A 16920-nucleotide genomic window follows, 5' to 3' on the forward strand; every position below is an offset into this window, starting at 1 on the left:
ACGCCCGGTTACATTCCGAACCCGGAAGCTAAGCCTTTCAGCGCCGATGGTACTGCAGGGGGGACCCTGTGGGAGAGTAGGACGCCGCCGAACAATCATTGTAGAAATGCCCCGTACCGGGAAACCGGTACGGGGCATTTCTGCGTTTAGGGGCAGATTGGAATCCCCTTCAGGATTTCTGTCGACAGGTGCTTGTTCGTGACGCGGAGGTCTAGAGGCGGCCGGCTGATTTCAGGGCCAGGTAGGCATCGGCGAGAGCAGGGGCCAGTTTGTCGGGGGTGGCGTCGACGACCGTCACGCCGTACCGCTCCAGTTTTTCCGCCGTGCGGTCGCGCTGTTCCTGGGTCTGGGCTCCCGCAGCGGCTTCGTACACGGATTCCACCGAGCCGCGGGCCGCGGCCATCTCCTCGACGCGGGGATCGGTGACGGAGGCGACCAGAACGGTATGGCGCTTGGTGAGCTGCGGGAGGACGGGGAGCAGGCCTTCCTCCACGGGGGCGGAGTCGAGGCCGGTGAAGAGAACGACGAGGGAGCGGCGAGGAGCGCAGGCGAGGGCCGCGACGCTGAGGCCGTGCGTGTCCGTTTCGACCAACTCGGGCTCCAACGGCGCCATCGCGTTGACCAGAGCGGGGAGGAGCTCGCCCGAGGAACGGCCCTGGACCTGGGCGCGGATGCGGCGGTCGTAGGCCAGGAGGTCGACCCGATCGCCGGCACGGGAGGCGAGGGCTGCCAGGAGGAGTGCCGCGTCCATGGAAGCGTCGAGCCGCGGGACGTCGCCCACGCGACCGGCGGAGGTGCGGCCGGTGTCCAGGACCAGGAGGATGTGGCGGTCGCGCTCGGGGCGCCAGGTACGTACGGCGACAGTGTTCTGGCGGGCGGTCGCGCGCCAGTCGATGGAGCGGGTGTCGTCCCCGGGGACGTAGTCGCGGAGGCTGTCGAACTCGGTGCCCTCGCCGCGAGTCAATACGCTCGTACGTCCGTCGAGTTCGCGGAGCCGGGCCAGCTTGGACGGCAGGTGCTTCCGGCTGGCGAAGGGTGGCAGGACGCGGACGCTCCAGGGGACGTCGTGGCTGCCCTGGCGTGCGGCCAGGCCCAGGGGGCCGTAGGAGCGGACGGTGACGCGGTCGGAGCGGCGGTCGCCTCGGCGGGTGGGGTGCAACTCCGTGATGAGACGGCGGCGTTCGCCTGCGGGGACGGCTACCTCGTGGCGGGAGGCCGCTGCCTCGGCGGCGGGTGACCAGCTGCTGGGGGGCCAGGCGTCGCGGACGTGGGCTCGCAGAGGGCGGGGGGAGGGATTGGTGACGGCCAGTTGGACTGTGGCGGTTTCACCGAGTCGAACGGATGTGTCACCGGATCGGGTGAATTGGAGCTTTCGCACTGGCGCGGCCAGAGCGTAGTCGCACAGAATTGCGAGTGTCAGGGGTGCATTGACCGCGAGAATCCCCGACCAGTTCGGCGCGAGGATGCCGACGGGGAGTGAGCCGAGGGCCGCGAGCAGAGCGGTTCTTCCGGTGAGGGCCATGGGGTCGTCGCCGTCTCAGCGGGGGACGGGGACGTGGGAGAGGACGGAGGTGATGACGGAGTCGGCGGTGACGCCCTCCATCTCCGCTTCGGGGCGGAGTTGGATGCGGTGACGGAGCGTCGGGAGGGCCAGGGCCTTCACGTCGTCGGGGATGACGTAGTCCCTGCCGGTGAGCCAGGCCCAGGCGCGGGCGGTGCACAGCAGGGCGGTGGCGCCTCGCGGGGAGACGCCGAGCGTTAGTGAGGGGGAGTTGCGTGTGGCACGGCAGATGTCGACGACGTAGCCGGTGATCTCGGGGGACACCGAGGTTGTGGCGACCGCGGTCCTGGCGGCTTCCAGATCGGCCGGGCCGGCGACGGGACGTACGCCCGCCGCCTTCAGGTCCCGGGGGTTGAAGCCTTCGGCGTGACGGGTCAGGACGTCGATCTCGTCCTGGCGGTCGGGGAGGGGGACGGTGAGCTTGAGGAGGAAGCGGTCCAACTGGGCTTCGGGGAGAGGGTAGGTGCCTTCGTACTCGACCGGGTTCTGGGTGGCCGCGACCAGGAAGGGGTCGGGCAGGAGGCGGGGCACGCCGTCGACGGTGACCTGGCGTTCTTCCATCGCTTCGAGGAGGGAGGACTGGGTCTTGGGAGGCGTGCGATTGATCTCGTCGGCGAGGAGGAGGTTGGTGAAGACGGGGCCGGGCTGGAAGGAGAACTCCGCGGTGCGGGCGTCGTAGACCAGGGAACCGGTGACGTCGCTGGGCATCAGGTCGGGGGTGAACTGGACGCGCTTGGTGTCGAGTTCGAGGGAGGCGGCCAGGGCGCGGACCAGCAGGGTCTTGGCGACGCCGGGGACTCCTTCGAGGAGGACATGGCCGCGGCACAGGAGGGCGACGACGAGGCCGGTGACCGCCGGGTCCTGGCCGACCACGGCCTTGGCGATCTCGGTGCGCAGGGCCTCCAGGGAGGCGCGGGCGCGGTCGGGGGTCTCGGCGGGGATCTCTGCGTGCTGGGCGCTCATGAGGCGCGGACCTCTCTTTCGAGGGCGTCGAGTTCGTCGGCCAGGCGGACGAGGCCGGTGTCGTGGGACGGGGTGGGACCGAAGAGAAGGGAGTTGAAGTCCCGTTCGGAGTGCGGGAGTCGGGCGGAGACGGCGGGCAGGAGGTGCGCCGGGGTGTGTGCGTGGGCGGTGGGGACGCCCAGGAGGGAGGAGAGGCGGGTGCGGGTCGCGGAGCGGAGGGCCGAGGCAGCGCGGTCGCGGGCGTTGGAGCGGCGGTAGAGGCGGGCGCGGCCCTCGGTGGTTTCTGAGGCGCGGACGGCGACGGGCAGGCGTTCGGTCACCAGGGGGCCGAGGCGACGGGCGCGCCACAGGGCGGCGAGCAGGGCGGCCAGGGCGAGTTGGGCGGTCGCCCAGAGCCAGCCGGGCGGGATCTGGGAGAGGAATCCGCTGGTGGTGTCGTCGGAGGAACCTCGTTCGCCGGTGGCGGTGGGGTCGTCGAGGGAGGGGAGGTACCAGGTCAGGTGGGGTCGGGAGCCGAGGAGTTGGAGGGCGAGAGAGGCGTTGCCCTGCTGGTCCAGGTGCTCGTTCTGGAGGAAGTCGGGGGTGCCGAGGAGGACGGAGTCACCGTCGGCGGCAGTGGGGAGGCGGAGCAGGGAGGCGCGGCCGTCGACCGGGTAGCAGGAGTCCGCGCCGGAAGAGGAGGGAGCGGGGGAGTAGAGGAGACCGCCCAGGTCTGCGGGACCGGCGGAGGTGGCGGCGGGCAGGGTGCAGCGGGGGGCCAGGGCGGCGACCGGTGCGGGGCGGGAGGCGACGCCCACACCCGGGGCCAGGGTGGAGAGGGCGCTGTTGGACGGGGAGGCGAGGACGGTGCGGCCGCCGGAGGAGGAGGTGGCGCGGTGGAGGCTGTGCAGTTGGGAGGAGGTGAGGAGGTTCGGGGAGGCGACGAGCAGGGTGGTGTCGGGGCCGACGGTGGAGGTGGCCTCGGAGAGCGTGGTGACGACGCGGGTGGAGACGCCGCGCTCCTTGAGGAGTTCCGCGACGGCACGGGTGCCGGCGGGGGAGGCGGAGCGAGGGTCGAGGGCGTCGTGCCGGGAGCCGGACTGGAGGGCGGCGAGGACGATGCCGGAGAGGAGGACGAGGCCCAGGAACACCAGGAGGCCGCGGGAGCGCGTCCAGAGCTGGCGGGCGGTGGGCGAGACCGAGGTCGAGGTGGAGGGCGGCGCGGTCGTCACAGGGCGGCCCACTCGGAGGTCGGCGGGGTGGTGTCGGCCAGGGACGGCTTGGTGCGTTCCAGGTCGAGGTCCAGGTCGCGCAGGCGGAGGTACGCGGCTTCGTCGGCGGTGCGGTCGCCGTACGTGACGTCGTCGAAGGAGCGGGCGGCGGCGTGCAGACGGGTGGCGTGCTCGGGCAGGGTGCGGCCGGCATCGGCGGCGGCCTCGTCGGCGGTGCGGCCGGGGCGCGGGTCGAGCAGGGTGCGTTCCTCCAGGGCGCGGACCAGGGCGCGCATGCGTTCCTGGACGGCGGGGTTCCAGCGCTGGGCAGCGGCGTGCGCCTCGGCTGCGGTGCGGTGTTCGGCGGCGCTGCGGGGGCCGTCGTCGAAGAGGGCGGCGGCCGAGGAGGACGGGGAGCGGCTCGGGGTGCCGAGGCGCCACCACAGGGCCGCGAGGAGCAGGAGGACGACCAGGGCGATGACGGCCAGGCCGAGCGGACCTCCGGGGGTGGCCCCGGAGGCCGCGTCGAAGAGGCCGCCGACCCACTCCCAGAAGCGGTCCAGGGCCCGCTGGAGGAGGTTCGGGTCGTGCTCGTGGTACGCGGGCTCGGACAGTTCGCGTTCCGCCGCTTCGCGGGCGGGGACGCGTGGGATGTCCAGGGGCGGATCGTCGCCCGTGCGGGCCCGGAGCCAGGCCGCGGCAGTGTCCCCCGTCACCGGCACCGCCGCATCAGCTCCCTGGTGTGGGGTCGGCCGACTGTTCCGTTCCGTAGCCGGGGAGGCCGGCGGCGCGGGCGAGGTCCAGGTCGAGGGCCTCGCGGCGGATGCGCTGGTCGATGTAGAGCAGCACCGACACGCCCGCGGAGATCGGGTAGGTGATGCACGCGGCGATCACCGCGCCGATGCTGAGGATGATCAGGTACGTCCAGCCGAACTCCGGAGTGGTGCCCTTCAGCAGGCTGTCCAGGCCGCTGCCGTCCGCGAGCAGGGCGAAGAAGGTGAACAGCATCACGACGAGCATCGAGACGATGCCCGCCAGTACAGCCGTCAGCAGCTGGATGCCGAAGACGCGCCACCAGGAGCCCTGCACCAGCTTCGCGGAACGGCGCAGCGACCGGCCGATCGACTGGCGTTCCAGCATCAGCGCCGGGGACGCCAGAGAGAAGCGGACCCACAGCCAGATCACCAGGACGGAGGCCGCCAGCACGCCGAACGCGGAGAGCAGGGCACCCCCGACCGAGCCGAGCAGAATGCCCGGCAGGGCGGCCACGGTCAGGACCGCCATGGCACCGACCGTCAGCAGCAGGGTCAGGCCCAGCAGATGGGGCAGCCGGGGCTTGGCCTCGCGCCAGGCGTCGCCCAGCGACACCGAGCGCCCCAACACCGAGCGGCTCACCACGATGGTCAGCAGCGCCGTCGTGAAGAGGGTGCCGATCGTGCTGATCAGCAGGCTGGGCACCATGCTGATCATGCTGTCCTGCGTCGCTTCGAGGGACTGGCGCAGCGCCTCGGTCGGGTTCGACTCCGGATCGGCGGTGATCTCCGCGGGCAACGGCAGGACGAACTTCCGCAGGAGGACGTCCGCTATCTGTACGAGCACGGCGACGACCACCGTGACGCCCAGCACCGTCCGCCAGTGGGCGCGCGCCGTGGACACCGAGCCGTCGAGGATGTCGCCCAGGCCCAGCGGGCGCAGCGGGATCACGCCCGGCTTCGCGGCGGGCGGCGGGCCGCCCCAGCCGCCCGGCCCCGGGGCTCCCCAACCGCCACCCTGCGGAGCACCGTTCCACCCCTGCGGGCGCGGGGTCTGGGCGTGGCTGCGCGGCGCGGAGGCGCTCGGCGCGGACCACTGCCCGGCCGGCGGCTGCTCCTTCGACCACTTCGATCCGGATGGCGTGGACTCGGGCGCCCCGTCGGCGGGCCCGGTGCCCCCGGAGTTCTCCGGGGGACGGCCGTCGGAGGGGGCGGGTCCGGGCGAGGCCCAGCCCGGAGAGTCGTTCATCGTCGCTCCTTCACGGTGCCCGACCGCGGACGCGGCGGCTGGTTGCCAGCCATCGTGCCATGGGAGGTGTGCCGGAGGCCCGGCCGCCGTATCCCCTGTCTCTCTTCCGCACCTTCAATTCCCGGTGCGGTACGGGGCAGACTGGGCGGATGGCTGATCACGACGCGCACAGCACGGTGGGCGCAGAACCGCCCACGCTGCCCTCGCTTCGATGGGAGGAGCCCCCCGAGGGGCCGGTCCTGGTGCTCCTCGACCAGACCCGGCTCCCGGTGGAAGAGGTCGAACTGGTCTGCACCGATGTGCCCGCGCTCGTACGGGCCATCCAGAGCCTCGCCGTACGGGGAGCCCCGCTGCTGGGGATCGCCGGGGCGTACGGGGTGGCGCTGGCCGCTCGGCGCGGGTTCGACGTCGACGAGGCCGCGGCGCAACTGGCGGGAGCGCGGCCCACCGCCGTCAACCTCGGGTACGGAGTGCGGCAGGCCGCCGGGGCGCACGCCGCCGCCCTGGAGAAGGGGCTCGGCCAGGACGGGGCCGCGCAGGCCGGGCTGGACGCCGCCCGGGAACTGCACCGGGCGGACGCCGCCGCCAGCGCCGCCATGGCCCGGCACGGGCTCGCCCTCCTCGACGAGCTGCTGCCCGGCGGCAGCCACCGCATCCTGACCCACTGCAACACCGGTGCACTGGTCTCCGGCGGCGAGGGCACCGCGTTCGCCGTGGCGCTGGCGGCGCATCGCCAGGGGCGGCTGCGGCGGCTGTGGGTGGACGAGACGCGGCCGCTGCTGCAGGGCGCCAGGCTCACCGCGTACGAGGCGGCCCGCCACTCCATGGCGTACACCCTCCTGACCGACAACGCGGCGGGCTCGCTGTTCGCGGCGGGCGAGGTGGACGCCGTGCTGATCGGCGCGGACCGGATCGCGGCGGACGGTTCGGTGGCGAACAAGGTGGGGAGCTATCCGCTCGCGGTCCTCGCCAAGTACCACCACGTGCCGTTCATCGTGGTCGCACCGCTGACCACGGTCGACCTGGCGACCCCGGACGGGGCGGCGATCGAGGTGGAGCAGCGGTCCGGGCTCGAAGTGACGGAATTCACCGGGGGCTTCTCGGCGACGGGTACGGAAGGGGGCGGCGGGCAGGTGGTGGCGCCGCTCGGGACACAGGCGTACAACCCCGCCTTCGACGTCACACCACCGGAACTGGTGACGGCGCTCGTCACCGAGGACGGCGCCGTCTCACCGGTGACCGGGACCGCTCTCGCGGAGCTGTGTGCCAGGTCACCACGGGCAACGATGAGCTAATGGGATGATGGCGTTTATGAAAGGTCGCGTTCTCGTAGTTGACGACGACACCGCACTCGCCGAGATGCTCGGCATTGTGTTGCGTGGAGAAGGTTTTGAGCCGTCGTTCGTCGCCGACGGCGACAAAGCGCTGGCTGCGTTCAGGGAGGCCAAGCCGGACCTGGTGCTGCTGGACCTCATGCTGCCCGGACGGGACGGCATCGAGGTGTGCAGGCTGATCCGGGCGGAGTCCGGAGTACCGATCGTCATGCTGACGGCGAAGAGCGACACCGTGGACGTGGTGGTCGGACTGGAGTCCGGCGCCGACGACTACATCGTCAAGCCGTTCAAGCCCAAGGAGCTCGTCGCCCGCATCCGGGCGAGGCTGAGGAGGTCGGAGGAGCCCGCACCGGAACAGCTGGCCATCGGTGATCTCGTCATCGATGTGGCCGGTCATTCGGTGAAGCGGGAGGGGCAGTCGATCGCGCTGACCCCGCTGGAGTTCGACCTGCTGGTCGCGCTCGCCCGCAAGCCCTGGCAGGTGTTCACCCGCGAGGTGCTGCTGGAGCAGGTCTGGGGGTACCGCCACGCCGCGGACACCCGACTGGTCAACGTCCACGTCCAGCGACTGCGCTCCAAGGTCGAGAAGGACCCCGAGCGCCCCGAGATCGTCGTGACCGTACGCGGCGTCGGATACAAGGCCGGACCGAGCTGACATGAACCGAGGCAGTGCTGCTCCGAAGCCCGGGGAGCCGGGAAGCCGTACGGAGCGGACTGCCGCAGCGGACCGCCCCGCACGGGGCCCGAGGAACGACGCCCCGCCGGGCGTCTCCGGCCACCCGGGACGGCGTACGTCCCGGGCCGGCCGGCTGCGCCAGGGCGGTCGCCTCCTCCAGGACGCGGCCCCCGGCGGGCCCGTCCTGCGCCTCGTCGTACGCCTCGTACGACGGCCCCTGCTGCCCGCGATCCGGCTGTGGCGGCGCAACATCCAGCTGCGGGTGGTCGCCACCACCCTGCTGATGTCCCTCGGCGTGGTGCTGCTGCTCGGTTTTGTCGTCATCAGCGCCGTCAGCAACGGACTGCTCAAGTCCAAGGTCGAGGCCGCCCAGAACCAGGCCCGCGGCGGATTCGCCGTCGCCCAGGACCGGGCGAACGCCCCCGACGCCGGCGGCAGGGACAACAACGCGGGCGGCAACGCCGTGCGCAACGCCGCCAACTGGCGCTCCGACCTGGTGGAACAGCTCGCCAGCGGCGGCCAGAAAGCCTTCAACGTGGTCGCCCTCAGCGTCGCCAACGACGAATCCGGCAGCCAGCGCGGCCCCCGCGCCTCCGGCGGCGTCGACCCCCTGGAGAGCGTCCCGGAGGAACTGCGCGACTCCCTCGACCGGCACCCCGAGACCTTCCAGGTCAACTGGCGCATCGTCTACAGCAACGAAGCGCAGCCCTCCGAGCCCGGCCTGATCATCGGCAAGCGCCTCAACGACATCAACGGCAACCCGTACCAGCTGTACTACCTCTTCCCGCTGACGCAGGAGGAGGCCTCCCTCAAGGTCGTCACGAACACCCTGCTCACCGCGGGACTGTTCGTCGTCGTCCTGCTCGGGGCCATCGCCTGGCTCGTCGTGCGCCAGGTCGTCACACCGGTACGGATGGCCGCGGGCGTCGCCGAGCGGCTCTCCGCCGGGCGCCTCCAGGAACGGATGAAGGTCACCGGCGAGGACGACATCGCACGCCTCGGCGAGGCCTTCAACAAGATGGCGCAGAACCTCCAGCTCAAGATCCAGCAGCTGGAGGACCTCTCGCGGATGCAGCGGCGCTTCGTCTCCGACGTCTCGCACGAGCTGCGCACCCCGCTGACGACCGTACGGATGGCCGCCGACGTCATCCACGACTCCAAGAGCGACTTCGACCCGGTGACGGCGCGCTCCGCCGAACTGCTGGTCGGGCAGATCGACCGGTTCGAGTCACTGCTGGCCGACCTGCTGGAGATCAGCCGCTTCGACGCCGGAGCGGCCGCCCTGGAGGCCGAGCCGATAGACCTGCGTGAGGTCGTACGACGGGTGATCGACGCGGCGGAACCCCTCGCCGAACGCAAGGGCACCGTCATCCGCGTCGTCGGCGACGAACAGTCCGTGGTCGTCGAGGCCGACGCCCGGCGCGTCGAGCGGGTGCTGCGCAACCTCGTCGTCAACGCCGTCGAGCACGGCGAGGGACGCGACGTGGTGGTACGGCTGGGGGCCGCCAAGGGCGCCGTCGCCGTGGCGGTACGGGACTACGGCGTCGGCCTGAAACCGGGCGAGGCCACCCGCGTCTTCAGCCGCTTCTGGCGGGCCGACCCCGCGCGGGCGCGCACCACCGGCGGCACCGGGCTGGGCCTGTCCATCGCCGTCGAGGACGCCCGGCTGCACGGCGGCTGGCTCCAGGCCTGGGGCGAGCCGGGCGGCGGATCGCAGTTCCGGCTGACCCTGCCGCGCACCGTGGACGAGCCCCTGCGCGGGTCGCCCATCCCGCTGGAGCCCGAGGACTCGCGGCGGGCACGCGCCCGCGTGGCAGAGGCGGAGCAGGCGGCGGGGCGGGACGCCGGGAACACGCGGATCAGCTCCATCCCCGTACAGCAGACGGGGGAGCGGCGGGCCGGGCCGATACCCGCGCCGCGCACGGCGGCCGTTCCGGCCGACCCGACGGCGCTGCCGGGCAACGGGGCACGGGTCGTCTCGCGCAGGGCGGGCGAAGACGTGTCCGAGGAGCGCGCTGCCACCGGCGCCGGTGACAGCGACGACAGGGACACCGACGTACGCGACAGTGGTGGGGACGCCGCCGCGACAGCGGCACACGAGGGCCGCGACAGTGACGCGGACGACGGCGACAGGGATGCGCGCGAGGGCCGCGACAGTGCCGGCGGCGCACCCCGGAACAGGGACCGGGAGGACAGCCCGCGTGGGCGTTGAGGGGCACAGCCGCAGCAGGAACCGTACGAACGACGGCAGGACCGTCCCAGCGCGCGGACTGCGGGTCACCGCACTGGTGGCCGGTGCGGGCCTGCTGCTGACCGCCGCCGGCTGCGGGTCCATGCCCGACCACGGCGACGTGCGCGAGGTCAAGGCGTCGCCCCAGGTCGACACGCAGGTGCGTGTCTACAGCGTGCCGCCGCGCCCGGGAGACGGCCCCCGGGCCATCGTCGACGGCTTCATGGAGGCCATGACCAGCGACGACCCCGGCTTCGACACCGCGCGCAAGTACCTGACCCGCGACGCCTCGAAGACGTGGAACCCCGGCAGCACCGCCACCATCCTCAGCGGCGCGGTGCCCAACCCGGCAGAGACGACTTCCGGCCAGAACAGCAGGACCATCACGTTCAAGATCTCCGGCGAGCGGATCGCCGAGCTGGACAAGCAGAGCGCGTACCAGCCGCTGTCCGGTGTGTACGAGCAGCCGCTGCACCTGGTCAAGGAGAAGGGGCCGGGGAAGAAGGACACCGCGGAGTGGCGCATCGAAAACCCGCCGCCGGGCCTGGTGCTCGGCGAGTCGGACTTCCAGCGCATCTTCCGGTCCGTGAACAAGTACTACTTCGCCGTGACCGCGGGCGACTCCGGGCTGCGCGCGCTGGTCGCCGACCCCGTCTACGTACGCAAGCGCACCGATCCGCAGACCCGGCTCGACCCCGTGGCGCAGGCGGTGAAGGCGGTCATGGACGGGCCGTCCGCCTGGCTGCGCCACTCGGTCTACTCGCGCTTCCCCAGCAAGGCGGCGCTGAAGAAGGGCACCAAGACGCTGCCCATCGGCGACCACAACTCGCTGAAGGTGCCGCTCAACACGGAGTCGGCGGACGCCGACCGCAAGCGCTGCATGGACATGGCGGCCCAACTCCTCTTCACACTCCAGGACCTGACGTCCTCGACCCGGATCGATCAGGTGGAGATGATGCGGCCCGACGACTCGTCGCTGTGCACGCTGCAGAAGAGCAGCGCCAGCGTCTACGCACCGGGCGGTGTCGCCGATTCGCCCAACCACCTGTACTTCCTGGACAACGAACGACACCTCGTGCGCATGCTCAGCGCCAGCGAGAACGGGCCGCAGGAGGCGGTGCCGGGGGCGATCGGCGAGCGGCGGATGGTCGTGCGGTCGGCCGGGATCTCCCGCGACGAGAAGAACGTGGCCGCCGTGATGGACGACGGACACCGGCTGAACGTGGGGCCGATCATGGCGGGTGCGCCCGAAGCCAGGACGGCGTACCGCAGTGATCCGGGGGCCAGGGAGACACTGTCCGCGCCGAGTTGGGACGGCATGGGGGACCTGTGGTTCGCCGACCGGGACCAGCGGCGGCCGCGCGTGATGCGCCTGGTGGACGGCCGGGGCACCGCGCAGCCGGTGTCGATCGAGCGCCTCGGCGAGGGGTACGTCGACTCGCTGCGGGTGTCGGCGGACGGGGTGCGGGTCGCGTTGCTCGTCGTGGGCAAGGACCAGCGCAAGACGCTCAAGATCGGACGGGTCGACCGCACCAACGGCCCCGGTGGCCCCGAGGTCAGGATCGTGGGACTGCGGTCCGCCGCCCCGCAGATGGAGGACGTGACCGCGATGTCCTGGGCCGGGCAGAGCCGGCTCGTGGTGGCCGGGCGGGAGGCCGGGGGAGTGCAGCAGATGCGGTACGTCCGTACGGACGGCTCCAGTTCGGCGGAGGGGCTGCTGCCCGGCGCCAACCAGGTGACGGCCGTCGCCGCCTCGGACGCCGAGGGGGCGGCGGTGCTGGCGCAGACGAAGGACGACGGGATCGTGCGGCTGCCGCCGGGGGCGAACTGGAAGACGCTGGTCGATGCCGGGTCGATGCCGGTCTATCCGGGGTAGGGGCGGGGCCGCCGGGGTGCGTGGGGAGCGCTTCGGTGGGTGCGTTCGGTTGGTTCCGTGAGGTGCGACCGGTCGCTGCGGTGAGGTGTGACGGTGGGCTCGACTCCTGGTTTTCCACAGGGGGTTGGGCCCGCTTTCGTGCGTTGTCCACAGGGGTGGCGGGAGGGGGAGCTCCCCGGCACAGTGAAGACATGAAGCAATTACGGGGAGTTTGGCGGGAATTCACCGCTCTGGTCCTGCCGGTGGCCTGCGCGGGGTGCGGCAGACCGCGGGAGCCGTCCGGGGTCTGCGCGGAGTGCGCCGGGGCGGTGTACGGGGGTGAGCCGGGGCGCGTACGGCCCTCGCCGGAACCGCCGGGACTGCCCGTCGTGCACGCGGCGGCACGCTACGAGGACGCCCCCAGGGCGGTGCTCCTCGCGCACAAGGAACGCGGCGCGCTCGGCCTGGCGGGAGTGCTGGGGCGGGCGTTGGCGGGGGCGGTGCGGAGCGCGGCGGGGGAGGCGGGTGGAGGGGTGGTGGGGGTGGGGCGTGGGTGGGGTGGGGAGGGAGGGGAGGGGGAGGAGGGGGAGCCCCCGGGGGCGTATCCCCCGGGCGGTTGGGTAAGTGCACCCCCAGTGGACGCGATGCAGGAACTGGTGCTGGTACCCGTGCCGTCCGCCCGGCGATCGGTCGCCGCGCGGGGGCAGGACCCGGTGCGGCGGATCGCCTTCGTGGCAGCCGGTGAGCTGCGCCGGAGCGGGACGCCGGCCCGGGTGGCGCCGGTGCTGCGGCAGTCTCGCCGGGTCGGTGACCAGGCGGGCCTGAACGCCCGTGAGCGGCTGGCGAACCTGGCCGGGGCCCTGGAGGTGGTTCCCGGTGGTACGAGGCTGCTGGTGGGCGGCCGGACGGGTTTCCGGGCGGTCTCCCGGGTGGTCCTGGTGGACGACCTGATGACCACCGGTGCGTCGCTGTCCGAGGCGGCGCGTGCACTGCGGGCCGAGGCGGCGCGTGCGCTGCGGGCCCGGCCGGGTGCGTACGCCAGGCGCAGGGGGAGACCCGGAAGGTCCGGGGAGTACTTCCGTACGCCTGCGGGAAGGCCCGGCAATAGTGGATTCCCGTCGATCGCGGCAGCGGTTGTCGCGGCTCCGCCGAAATCTTTCGAAATAAACTGGAACTGAGCGGGAACTTGCATCGTTGCAGGTAGTGAGAGGGAAAAACCACCTGAACGGAGGTACGTGCCGGTAGCGGGTGCCGATACCCGGCCGGGCGGGCTATGTTCAGAAGTGAGGAATAGCGGTCGCTGTGCCTCACTTATTGCACTGCCGTGCTTCAGGTTTTCCCTCGCGCCCCGAAAGTCGGGGGTGTGGATCTTCCCCACGGGGGAGGAGGAGAGGAAGTCGCCTAGTCCGAGACTTCGGGACTGAACCGGAGTCTGGTGCAAAAAGGGAGACGCTCCGCAGCGAGCGGAGCAATCCGGGAACGGAGTTCTGCGTGGACATCGTCGTCAAGGGCCGCAAGACAGAGGTACCCGAGCGGTTCCGCAAGCACGTGGCGGAGAAGCTCAAGCTGGAGAGGATCCAGAAGCTCGACGGCAAGGTGATCAGCCTCGACGTGGAGGTGTCCAAGGAGCCCAACCCGAGGCAGGCGGACCGGTCCGACCGTGTGGAGATCACGGTCCACGGACGCGGTCCCGTGATCCGGGCCGAGGCATCGGCGGGCGACCCGTACGCGGCGCTCGACCTGGCGACCGGAAAGCTCGAAGCGAGGCTGCGCAAGCAGCACGACAAGCGGCACACCCGTCGCGGCACCGGCAGGCTCTCCGCCGCCGAGGTCGGTGCGGCGGTTCCCGACGCGGCGGTCATCGACGGCGACGGCCAACTCGTCGTCGACCACGCCGAGTCGGACGGCGGCGTGCCCACCAAGAAGATCGGCTCGCTGGAGGTACAGGGCGACGGGCCGCTGATCGTCCGCGAGAAGACCCACGTCGCCGCACCCATGTCGCTCGACCAGGCGCTGTACGAGATGGAGTTGGTCGGCCACGACTTCTATCTCTTCGTCGACGCGGAGACCAAGGGACCGAGCGTCGTCTACCGGCGACACGCCTACGACTACGGCGTCATCCACCTCGACACCGACCCGCTGGCGGAGTCCGAGGCCGGCGGCGCGGGCGGCGCACTCGGCGGATGAGTGTCCCCAGGCGGCGCACGAGCCGCCGTACCACCTGAAGGTGGTGTCCCCGGAGAGTGTCCGCACCTCCGGGGACACCGGTGTGTGCACCCTGAAGCGAGTCCTGAAGCGACCGCTCCGACGCCGGGGCATGGAATCATGTCACCGCAAGTCAAGAAGTGCTCTGCGGACCGTGGTTGGCGCAGCACACGAACTTCGGGCCATGGCCTCAGGGGGAGGAACGATGGCGGACAGCTTCGGTCCGGTGCACGGCGGCGACTACGCCCGGAATCTTGACCGCGGTCCGAGCCGCGCGGGCGACCGTGACGAAGGCCGCGACGAGGGCGCGTTCCGCAAGGAGCCGATCAGGGTCCTCGTGGTCGACGACCACGCGCTGTTCCGGCGCGGGCTGGAGATCGTCCTCGCGCAGGAGGAGGACATCCAGGTCGTCGGCGAGGCCGGGGACGGCGCGGAGGCCGTCGACAAGGCGGCCGACCTGCTGCCGGACATCGTGCTGATGGACGTGCGGATGCCCCGGCGCGGCGGGATCGAGGCATGCACCTCGATCAAGGAGGTGGCACCCAGCGCGAAGATCATCATGCTGACGATCAGCGACGAGGAGGCCGACCTCTACGACGCGATCAAGGCCGGTGCGACGGGGTACCTGCTGAAGGAGATCTCCACGGACGAGGTGTCCACGGCGATCCGGGCGGTGGCCGACGGGCAGTCGCAGATCAGCCCCTCGATGGCGTCGAAACTGCTCACCGAGTTCAAGTCGATGATCCAGCGGTCCGACGAGCGCCGGCTGGTGCCCGCGCCCCGGCTGACCGATCGCGAACTGGAAGTGCTCAAGCTGGTGGCGACCGGGATGAACAACCGGGACATCGCCAAGGAGCTGTTCATCTCCGAGAACACCGTGAAGAACCACGTGCGGAACATCCTGGAGAAGCTCCAGCTGCATTCGCGCATGGAGGCCGTGGTGTACGCGATGCGGGAGAAGATCCTGGAGATCCGCTAGCCGGAACCCCCACCGGCCGCCCCCCGTCGGCCGGTCGCCCCCCGGCCGGACCCCCCGCTACGCGTCCAGCGCCGCCCTCAGCGGCGCGTGCAGTTCCGCGGGAGTCGTGCGGTCCAGGCGGACCTCCGTGCAGCCGACCCAGGACGCCGCCTCCCACAGGGCCTTCGCCATGTCCCCCACCGCCTTCGCGGACTCCACCGAGACCTGCCGGGCCACCAGCACGGAGCCCTCGCGGGCCGGGTCGACCCGGCCCAGCAGCCTGCCGCCCGCCAGCAGCGGCATCGCGAAGTACCCGTGGACGCGCTTGGGCTTGGGGACGTACGCCTCCAGGCGGTGCGTGAAGCCGAAGATCCGCTCCGTGCGAGGCCGGTCCCAGATCAGCGAGTCGAAGGGCGACAGCAGCGTCGTGCGGTGCCGTCCGCGCGGGACGGTGGCCAGGGCCTGCGGGTCCGCCCACGCGGGCCTGCCCCAGCCCTCGACCTCGACCGGCACCAGACCCGAGTCCGCGATCACCTCGTCCACCTGGGCGTTCTTCAGCCGGTGGTAGTCGGAGATGTCCTCCCGGGTGCCCACTCCCAGGGAGCGTCCGGCGAGGCCGACCAGGCGGCGTACGCACTCCGTGTCGGAGAGGTCGTCGTGCTGGAAGGCCTCGGGGATCGCGCGCTCGGCGAGGTCGTACACCCGCTTCCAGCCGCGCCGCCGGGTGCAGACCACGTCGCCGTGCATCAGGGCGCGTTCGACGGCGACCTTGGACTCCGACCAGTCCCACCACTCGCCGCCGTTCTTCGCGCCGCCCAACTCGGTGGCTGTGAGCGGGCCTTCGGCGCGCAGTTGCTTGATCACGCGGTCGTACGCGCCGTCGCTCAGCTCGTGGTGCCACTGCGGGCGGGCGCGGTAGGCGCGGCGGCGGAACGCGAAGTGCGGCCACTCCTCGACCGGGAGGATGCAGGCCGCGTGCGACCAGTACTCGAAGGCGTGGGTCTCCTGCGACCAGTACGCGTCCTCGACCGTGCGGCGCTCGACGGCTCCCAGGCGGGCGTACGGAATCAGCTCGTGCGACCGGGCCAGCACGGAGATCGTGTCGAGCTGCACCGCGCCCAGGTGCCGCAGCACGCCCCGGACTCCCGCGCGGCGGTCGGGGGCACCCAGAAATCCCTGTGCGCGCAAGGCGATCCGGCGTGCTTCGTCGGCGGAGAGGGCGACCGTTGCGGGCGGCTGGAAGGTCATGGAAACAGCCTAGAGGGCGGCACTGACATCGAGCGCGGGGCCGTCGGCAGCGGGCGCGGGGAGCTCCCCGGCACCTCGTGCGGGCAGGTACGGGTGCAGTCCCGGCAGGCCCAGGTCCGAGGGGAGCAGCGAGCCGACCCAGGCGTCCCGGGTGGTGCCCTGGTGGACGGTGGCGGCCCGCTGGACGCCCTCCATGGTGAAGCCCAGCTTGCGGGCGACGGCGCGCGAGGGCTCGTTGCCGACCTCCGCCCGCCAGATGATCCGGTCGACGCCCAGGGTGGCGAGCGCCCAGCGGATCACCTCGGTCGCCGCCTCGGTGACGCAACCGCGTCCCCTGTGGGGCTTCGCCGTCCAGTAGCCGAGTTCCCAGGTGCCGGGCGCCAGGTGGAAGCCGATGCCGACCGCGCCGAGGAGTTCGCCGCCGCCGCGCGGGCGCACCGCGAAGTGGAAGCCGGTGCCGGTGCGCAGGCCCTCGCCGGAGATCTGCTCGACGAAGAACACCGCGTCCGTGTGCTCGTACGGTGAAGGAAGGGTGGTCCAGCGCAGGATGTCGGGGTCCTGGACGGTCCGGAACACCTCGTCCGTGTCGGCGGCCGCGAAGGGCCGCAGTTCGAGGCGTTCTGTGCTCAGTACGAAGGGTTCCATGAACGGATTCTGGTGCCGGCCCGTGCCGAGAGCGAACACTTTTCGAGTGCTGCC

General features: G+C 71.8%; 14 protein-coding genes and 1 rRNA gene. 8 read left to right on the forward strand and 7 right to left on the reverse strand.

Annotated elements, in window-relative coordinates; all coding sequences use genetic code 11:
* Positions 1-93: ribosomal RNA gene (gene rrf, locus ACIO3O_RS17790) — 5S ribosomal RNA — on the forward strand; the annotation flags it as partial.
* Between the two features lie 118 nt (positions 94-211).
* On the opposite strand, the gene ACIO3O_RS17795 is transcribed toward rrf, so the two are convergent.
* Genes ACIO3O_RS17795 through ACIO3O_RS17815 form a run of 5 tightly spaced genes read right to left on the reverse strand, consistent with a single transcriptional unit; the run spans position 212 to position 5715 of the window.
* Positions 212-1522, reverse strand: a complete 1311-nt coding sequence (locus tag ACIO3O_RS17795) for a DUF58 domain-containing protein (RefSeq protein WP_401746545.1) — start codon at positions 1520-1522, stop codon at positions 212-214.
* Between the two features lie 15 nt (positions 1523-1537).
* Positions 1538-2524, reverse strand: coding sequence for an AAA family ATPase (locus tag ACIO3O_RS17800; RefSeq protein WP_401746547.1), 987 nt, complete (start codon positions 2522-2524; stop codon positions 1538-1540).
* Positions 2521-3735, reverse strand: coding sequence for a DUF4350 domain-containing protein (locus ACIO3O_RS17805; protein ID WP_401746549.1), 1215 nt, complete (start codon positions 3733-3735; stop codon positions 2521-2523). Before ACIO3O_RS17805 ends, ACIO3O_RS17800 begins: the two co-directional genes overlap by 4 nt.
* Complete coding sequence (locus ACIO3O_RS17810) at positions 3732-4436, reverse strand: DUF4129 domain-containing protein (protein ID WP_401746551.1); 705 nt, start codon at positions 4434-4436, stop codon at positions 3732-3734. Before ACIO3O_RS17810 ends, ACIO3O_RS17805 begins: the two co-directional genes overlap by 4 nt.
* A gap of 7 nt (positions 4437-4443) precedes the next feature.
* Positions 4444-5715, reverse strand: coding sequence for a glycerophosphoryl diester phosphodiesterase membrane domain-containing protein (locus ACIO3O_RS17815; RefSeq protein WP_401746553.1), 1272 nt, complete (start codon positions 5713-5715; stop codon positions 4444-4446).
* Positions 5716-5864: 149 nt separating this feature from the next.
* On the opposite strand from ACIO3O_RS17815, the gene mtnA reads away from it, so the two are divergent.
* From mtnA to ACIO3O_RS17850, 7 genes are all read left to right on the forward strand, one after another.
* Positions 5865-7010 carry an S-methyl-5-thioribose-1-phosphate isomerase gene (gene mtnA, locus ACIO3O_RS17820; protein WP_401746556.1) on the forward strand — a complete coding sequence of 382 codons (1146 nt, stop codon included), beginning with the start codon at positions 5865-5867 and terminating at the stop codon, positions 7008-7010.
* A 4-nt stretch (positions 7011-7014) separates the two neighbouring features.
* The gene (gene mtrA, locus ACIO3O_RS17825; protein ID WP_189823911.1) at positions 7015-7704 is read left to right on the forward strand and encodes a two-component system response regulator MtrA; all 690 of its coding nucleotides are present in this window, start codon (positions 7015-7017) and stop codon (positions 7702-7704) included.
* Position 7705: 1 nt separating this feature from the next.
* Positions 7706-9937 carry an MtrAB system histidine kinase MtrB gene (gene mtrB / locus ACIO3O_RS17830; RefSeq protein WP_401746558.1) on the forward strand — a complete coding sequence of 744 codons (2232 nt, stop codon included), beginning with the start codon at positions 7706-7708 and terminating at the stop codon, positions 9935-9937.
* Positions 9927-11831, forward strand: a complete 1905-nt coding sequence (locus ACIO3O_RS17835) for an LpqB family beta-propeller domain-containing protein (protein WP_401746561.1) — start codon at positions 9927-9929, stop codon at positions 11829-11831. The genes mtrB and ACIO3O_RS17835 overlap by 11 nt, the downstream gene beginning before the upstream one ends.
* Before the next feature lie 191 nt (positions 11832-12022).
* The gene (locus ACIO3O_RS17840) at positions 12023-12988 is read left to right on the forward strand and encodes a ComF family protein (protein WP_401746563.1); all 966 of its coding nucleotides are present in this window, start codon (positions 12023-12025) and stop codon (positions 12986-12988) included.
* 313 nt (positions 12989-13301) lie between these two features.
* Positions 13302-13997: a ribosome hibernation-promoting factor, HPF/YfiA family gene (hpf, locus tag ACIO3O_RS17845; RefSeq protein WP_401746566.1), complete on the forward strand. Its 696-nt coding sequence runs from the start codon at positions 13302-13304 to the stop codon at positions 13995-13997.
* A gap of 223 nt (positions 13998-14220) precedes the next feature.
* A complete protein-coding gene (locus ACIO3O_RS17850; RefSeq protein WP_401746569.1) occupies positions 14221-14994 on the forward strand; it encodes a response regulator in 774 nt (257 codons plus the stop codon).
* A 57-nt stretch (positions 14995-15051) separates the two neighbouring features.
* On the opposite strand, the gene ACIO3O_RS17855 is transcribed toward ACIO3O_RS17850, so the two are convergent.
* Together ACIO3O_RS17855 and ACIO3O_RS17860 are read right to left on the reverse strand one after the other, a co-directional pair.
* On the reverse strand, positions 15052-16221 hold the full coding sequence (locus ACIO3O_RS17855; RefSeq protein WP_401746572.1) for a winged helix-turn-helix domain-containing protein: 1170 nt from the start codon (positions 16219-16221) through the stop codon (positions 15052-15054).
* A gap of 9 nt (positions 16222-16230) precedes the next feature.
* Positions 16231-16866 carry a GNAT family N-acetyltransferase gene (locus ACIO3O_RS17860; RefSeq protein WP_401746575.1) on the reverse strand — a complete coding sequence of 212 codons (636 nt, stop codon included), beginning with the start codon at positions 16864-16866 and terminating at the stop codon, positions 16231-16233.
* Between the last annotated feature and the right edge of the window lie 54 nt (positions 16867-16920).

Source organism: Streptomyces sp. NPDC087440, assembly GCF_044744005.1.
GTDB lineage: Bacteria > Actinomycetota > Actinomycetes > Streptomycetales > Streptomycetaceae > Streptomyces.

What these genes read in the sequence shown, in the direction of transcription:
- ACIO3O_RS17860 (WP_401746575.1), bottom strand. Translation starts at nt 16,866, where the DNA reads ATGGAACCCTTCGTACTGAGCACAGAACGCCTCGAACTGCGGCCCTTC.
- ACIO3O_RS17850 (WP_401746569.1), top strand. Translation starts at nt 14,221, where the DNA reads ATGGCGGACAGCTTCGGTCCGGTGCACGGCGGCGACTACGCCCGGAAT.
- mtnA (WP_401746556.1), top strand. Translation starts at nt 5,865, where the DNA reads ATGGCTGATCACGACGCGCACAGCACGGTGGGCGCAGAACCGCCCACG.
- ACIO3O_RS17800 (WP_401746547.1), bottom strand. Translation starts at nt 2,524, where the DNA reads ATGAGCGCCCAGCACGCAGAGATCCCCGCCGAGACCCCCGACCGCGCC.
- mtrB (WP_401746558.1), top strand. Translation starts at nt 7,706, where the DNA reads ATGAACCGAGGCAGTGCTGCTCCGAAGCCCGGGGAGCCGGGAAGCCGT.
- ACIO3O_RS17815 (WP_401746553.1), bottom strand. Translation starts at nt 5,715, where the DNA reads ATGAACGACTCTCCGGGCTGGGCCTCGCCCGGACCCGCCCCCTCCGAC.
- ACIO3O_RS17840 (WP_401746563.1), top strand. Translation starts at nt 12,023, where the DNA reads ATGAAGCAATTACGGGGAGTTTGGCGGGAATTCACCGCTCTGGTCCTG.
- mtrA (WP_189823911.1), top strand. Translation starts at nt 7,015, where the DNA reads ATGATGGCGTTTATGAAAGGTCGCGTTCTCGTAGTTGACGACGACACC.
- ACIO3O_RS17795 (WP_401746545.1), bottom strand. Translation starts at nt 1,522, where the DNA reads ATGGCCCTCACCGGAAGAACCGCTCTGCTCGCGGCCCTCGGCTCACTC.
- ACIO3O_RS17855 (WP_401746572.1), bottom strand. Translation starts at nt 16,221, where the DNA reads ATGACCTTCCAGCCGCCCGCAACGGTCGCCCTCTCCGCCGACGAAGCA.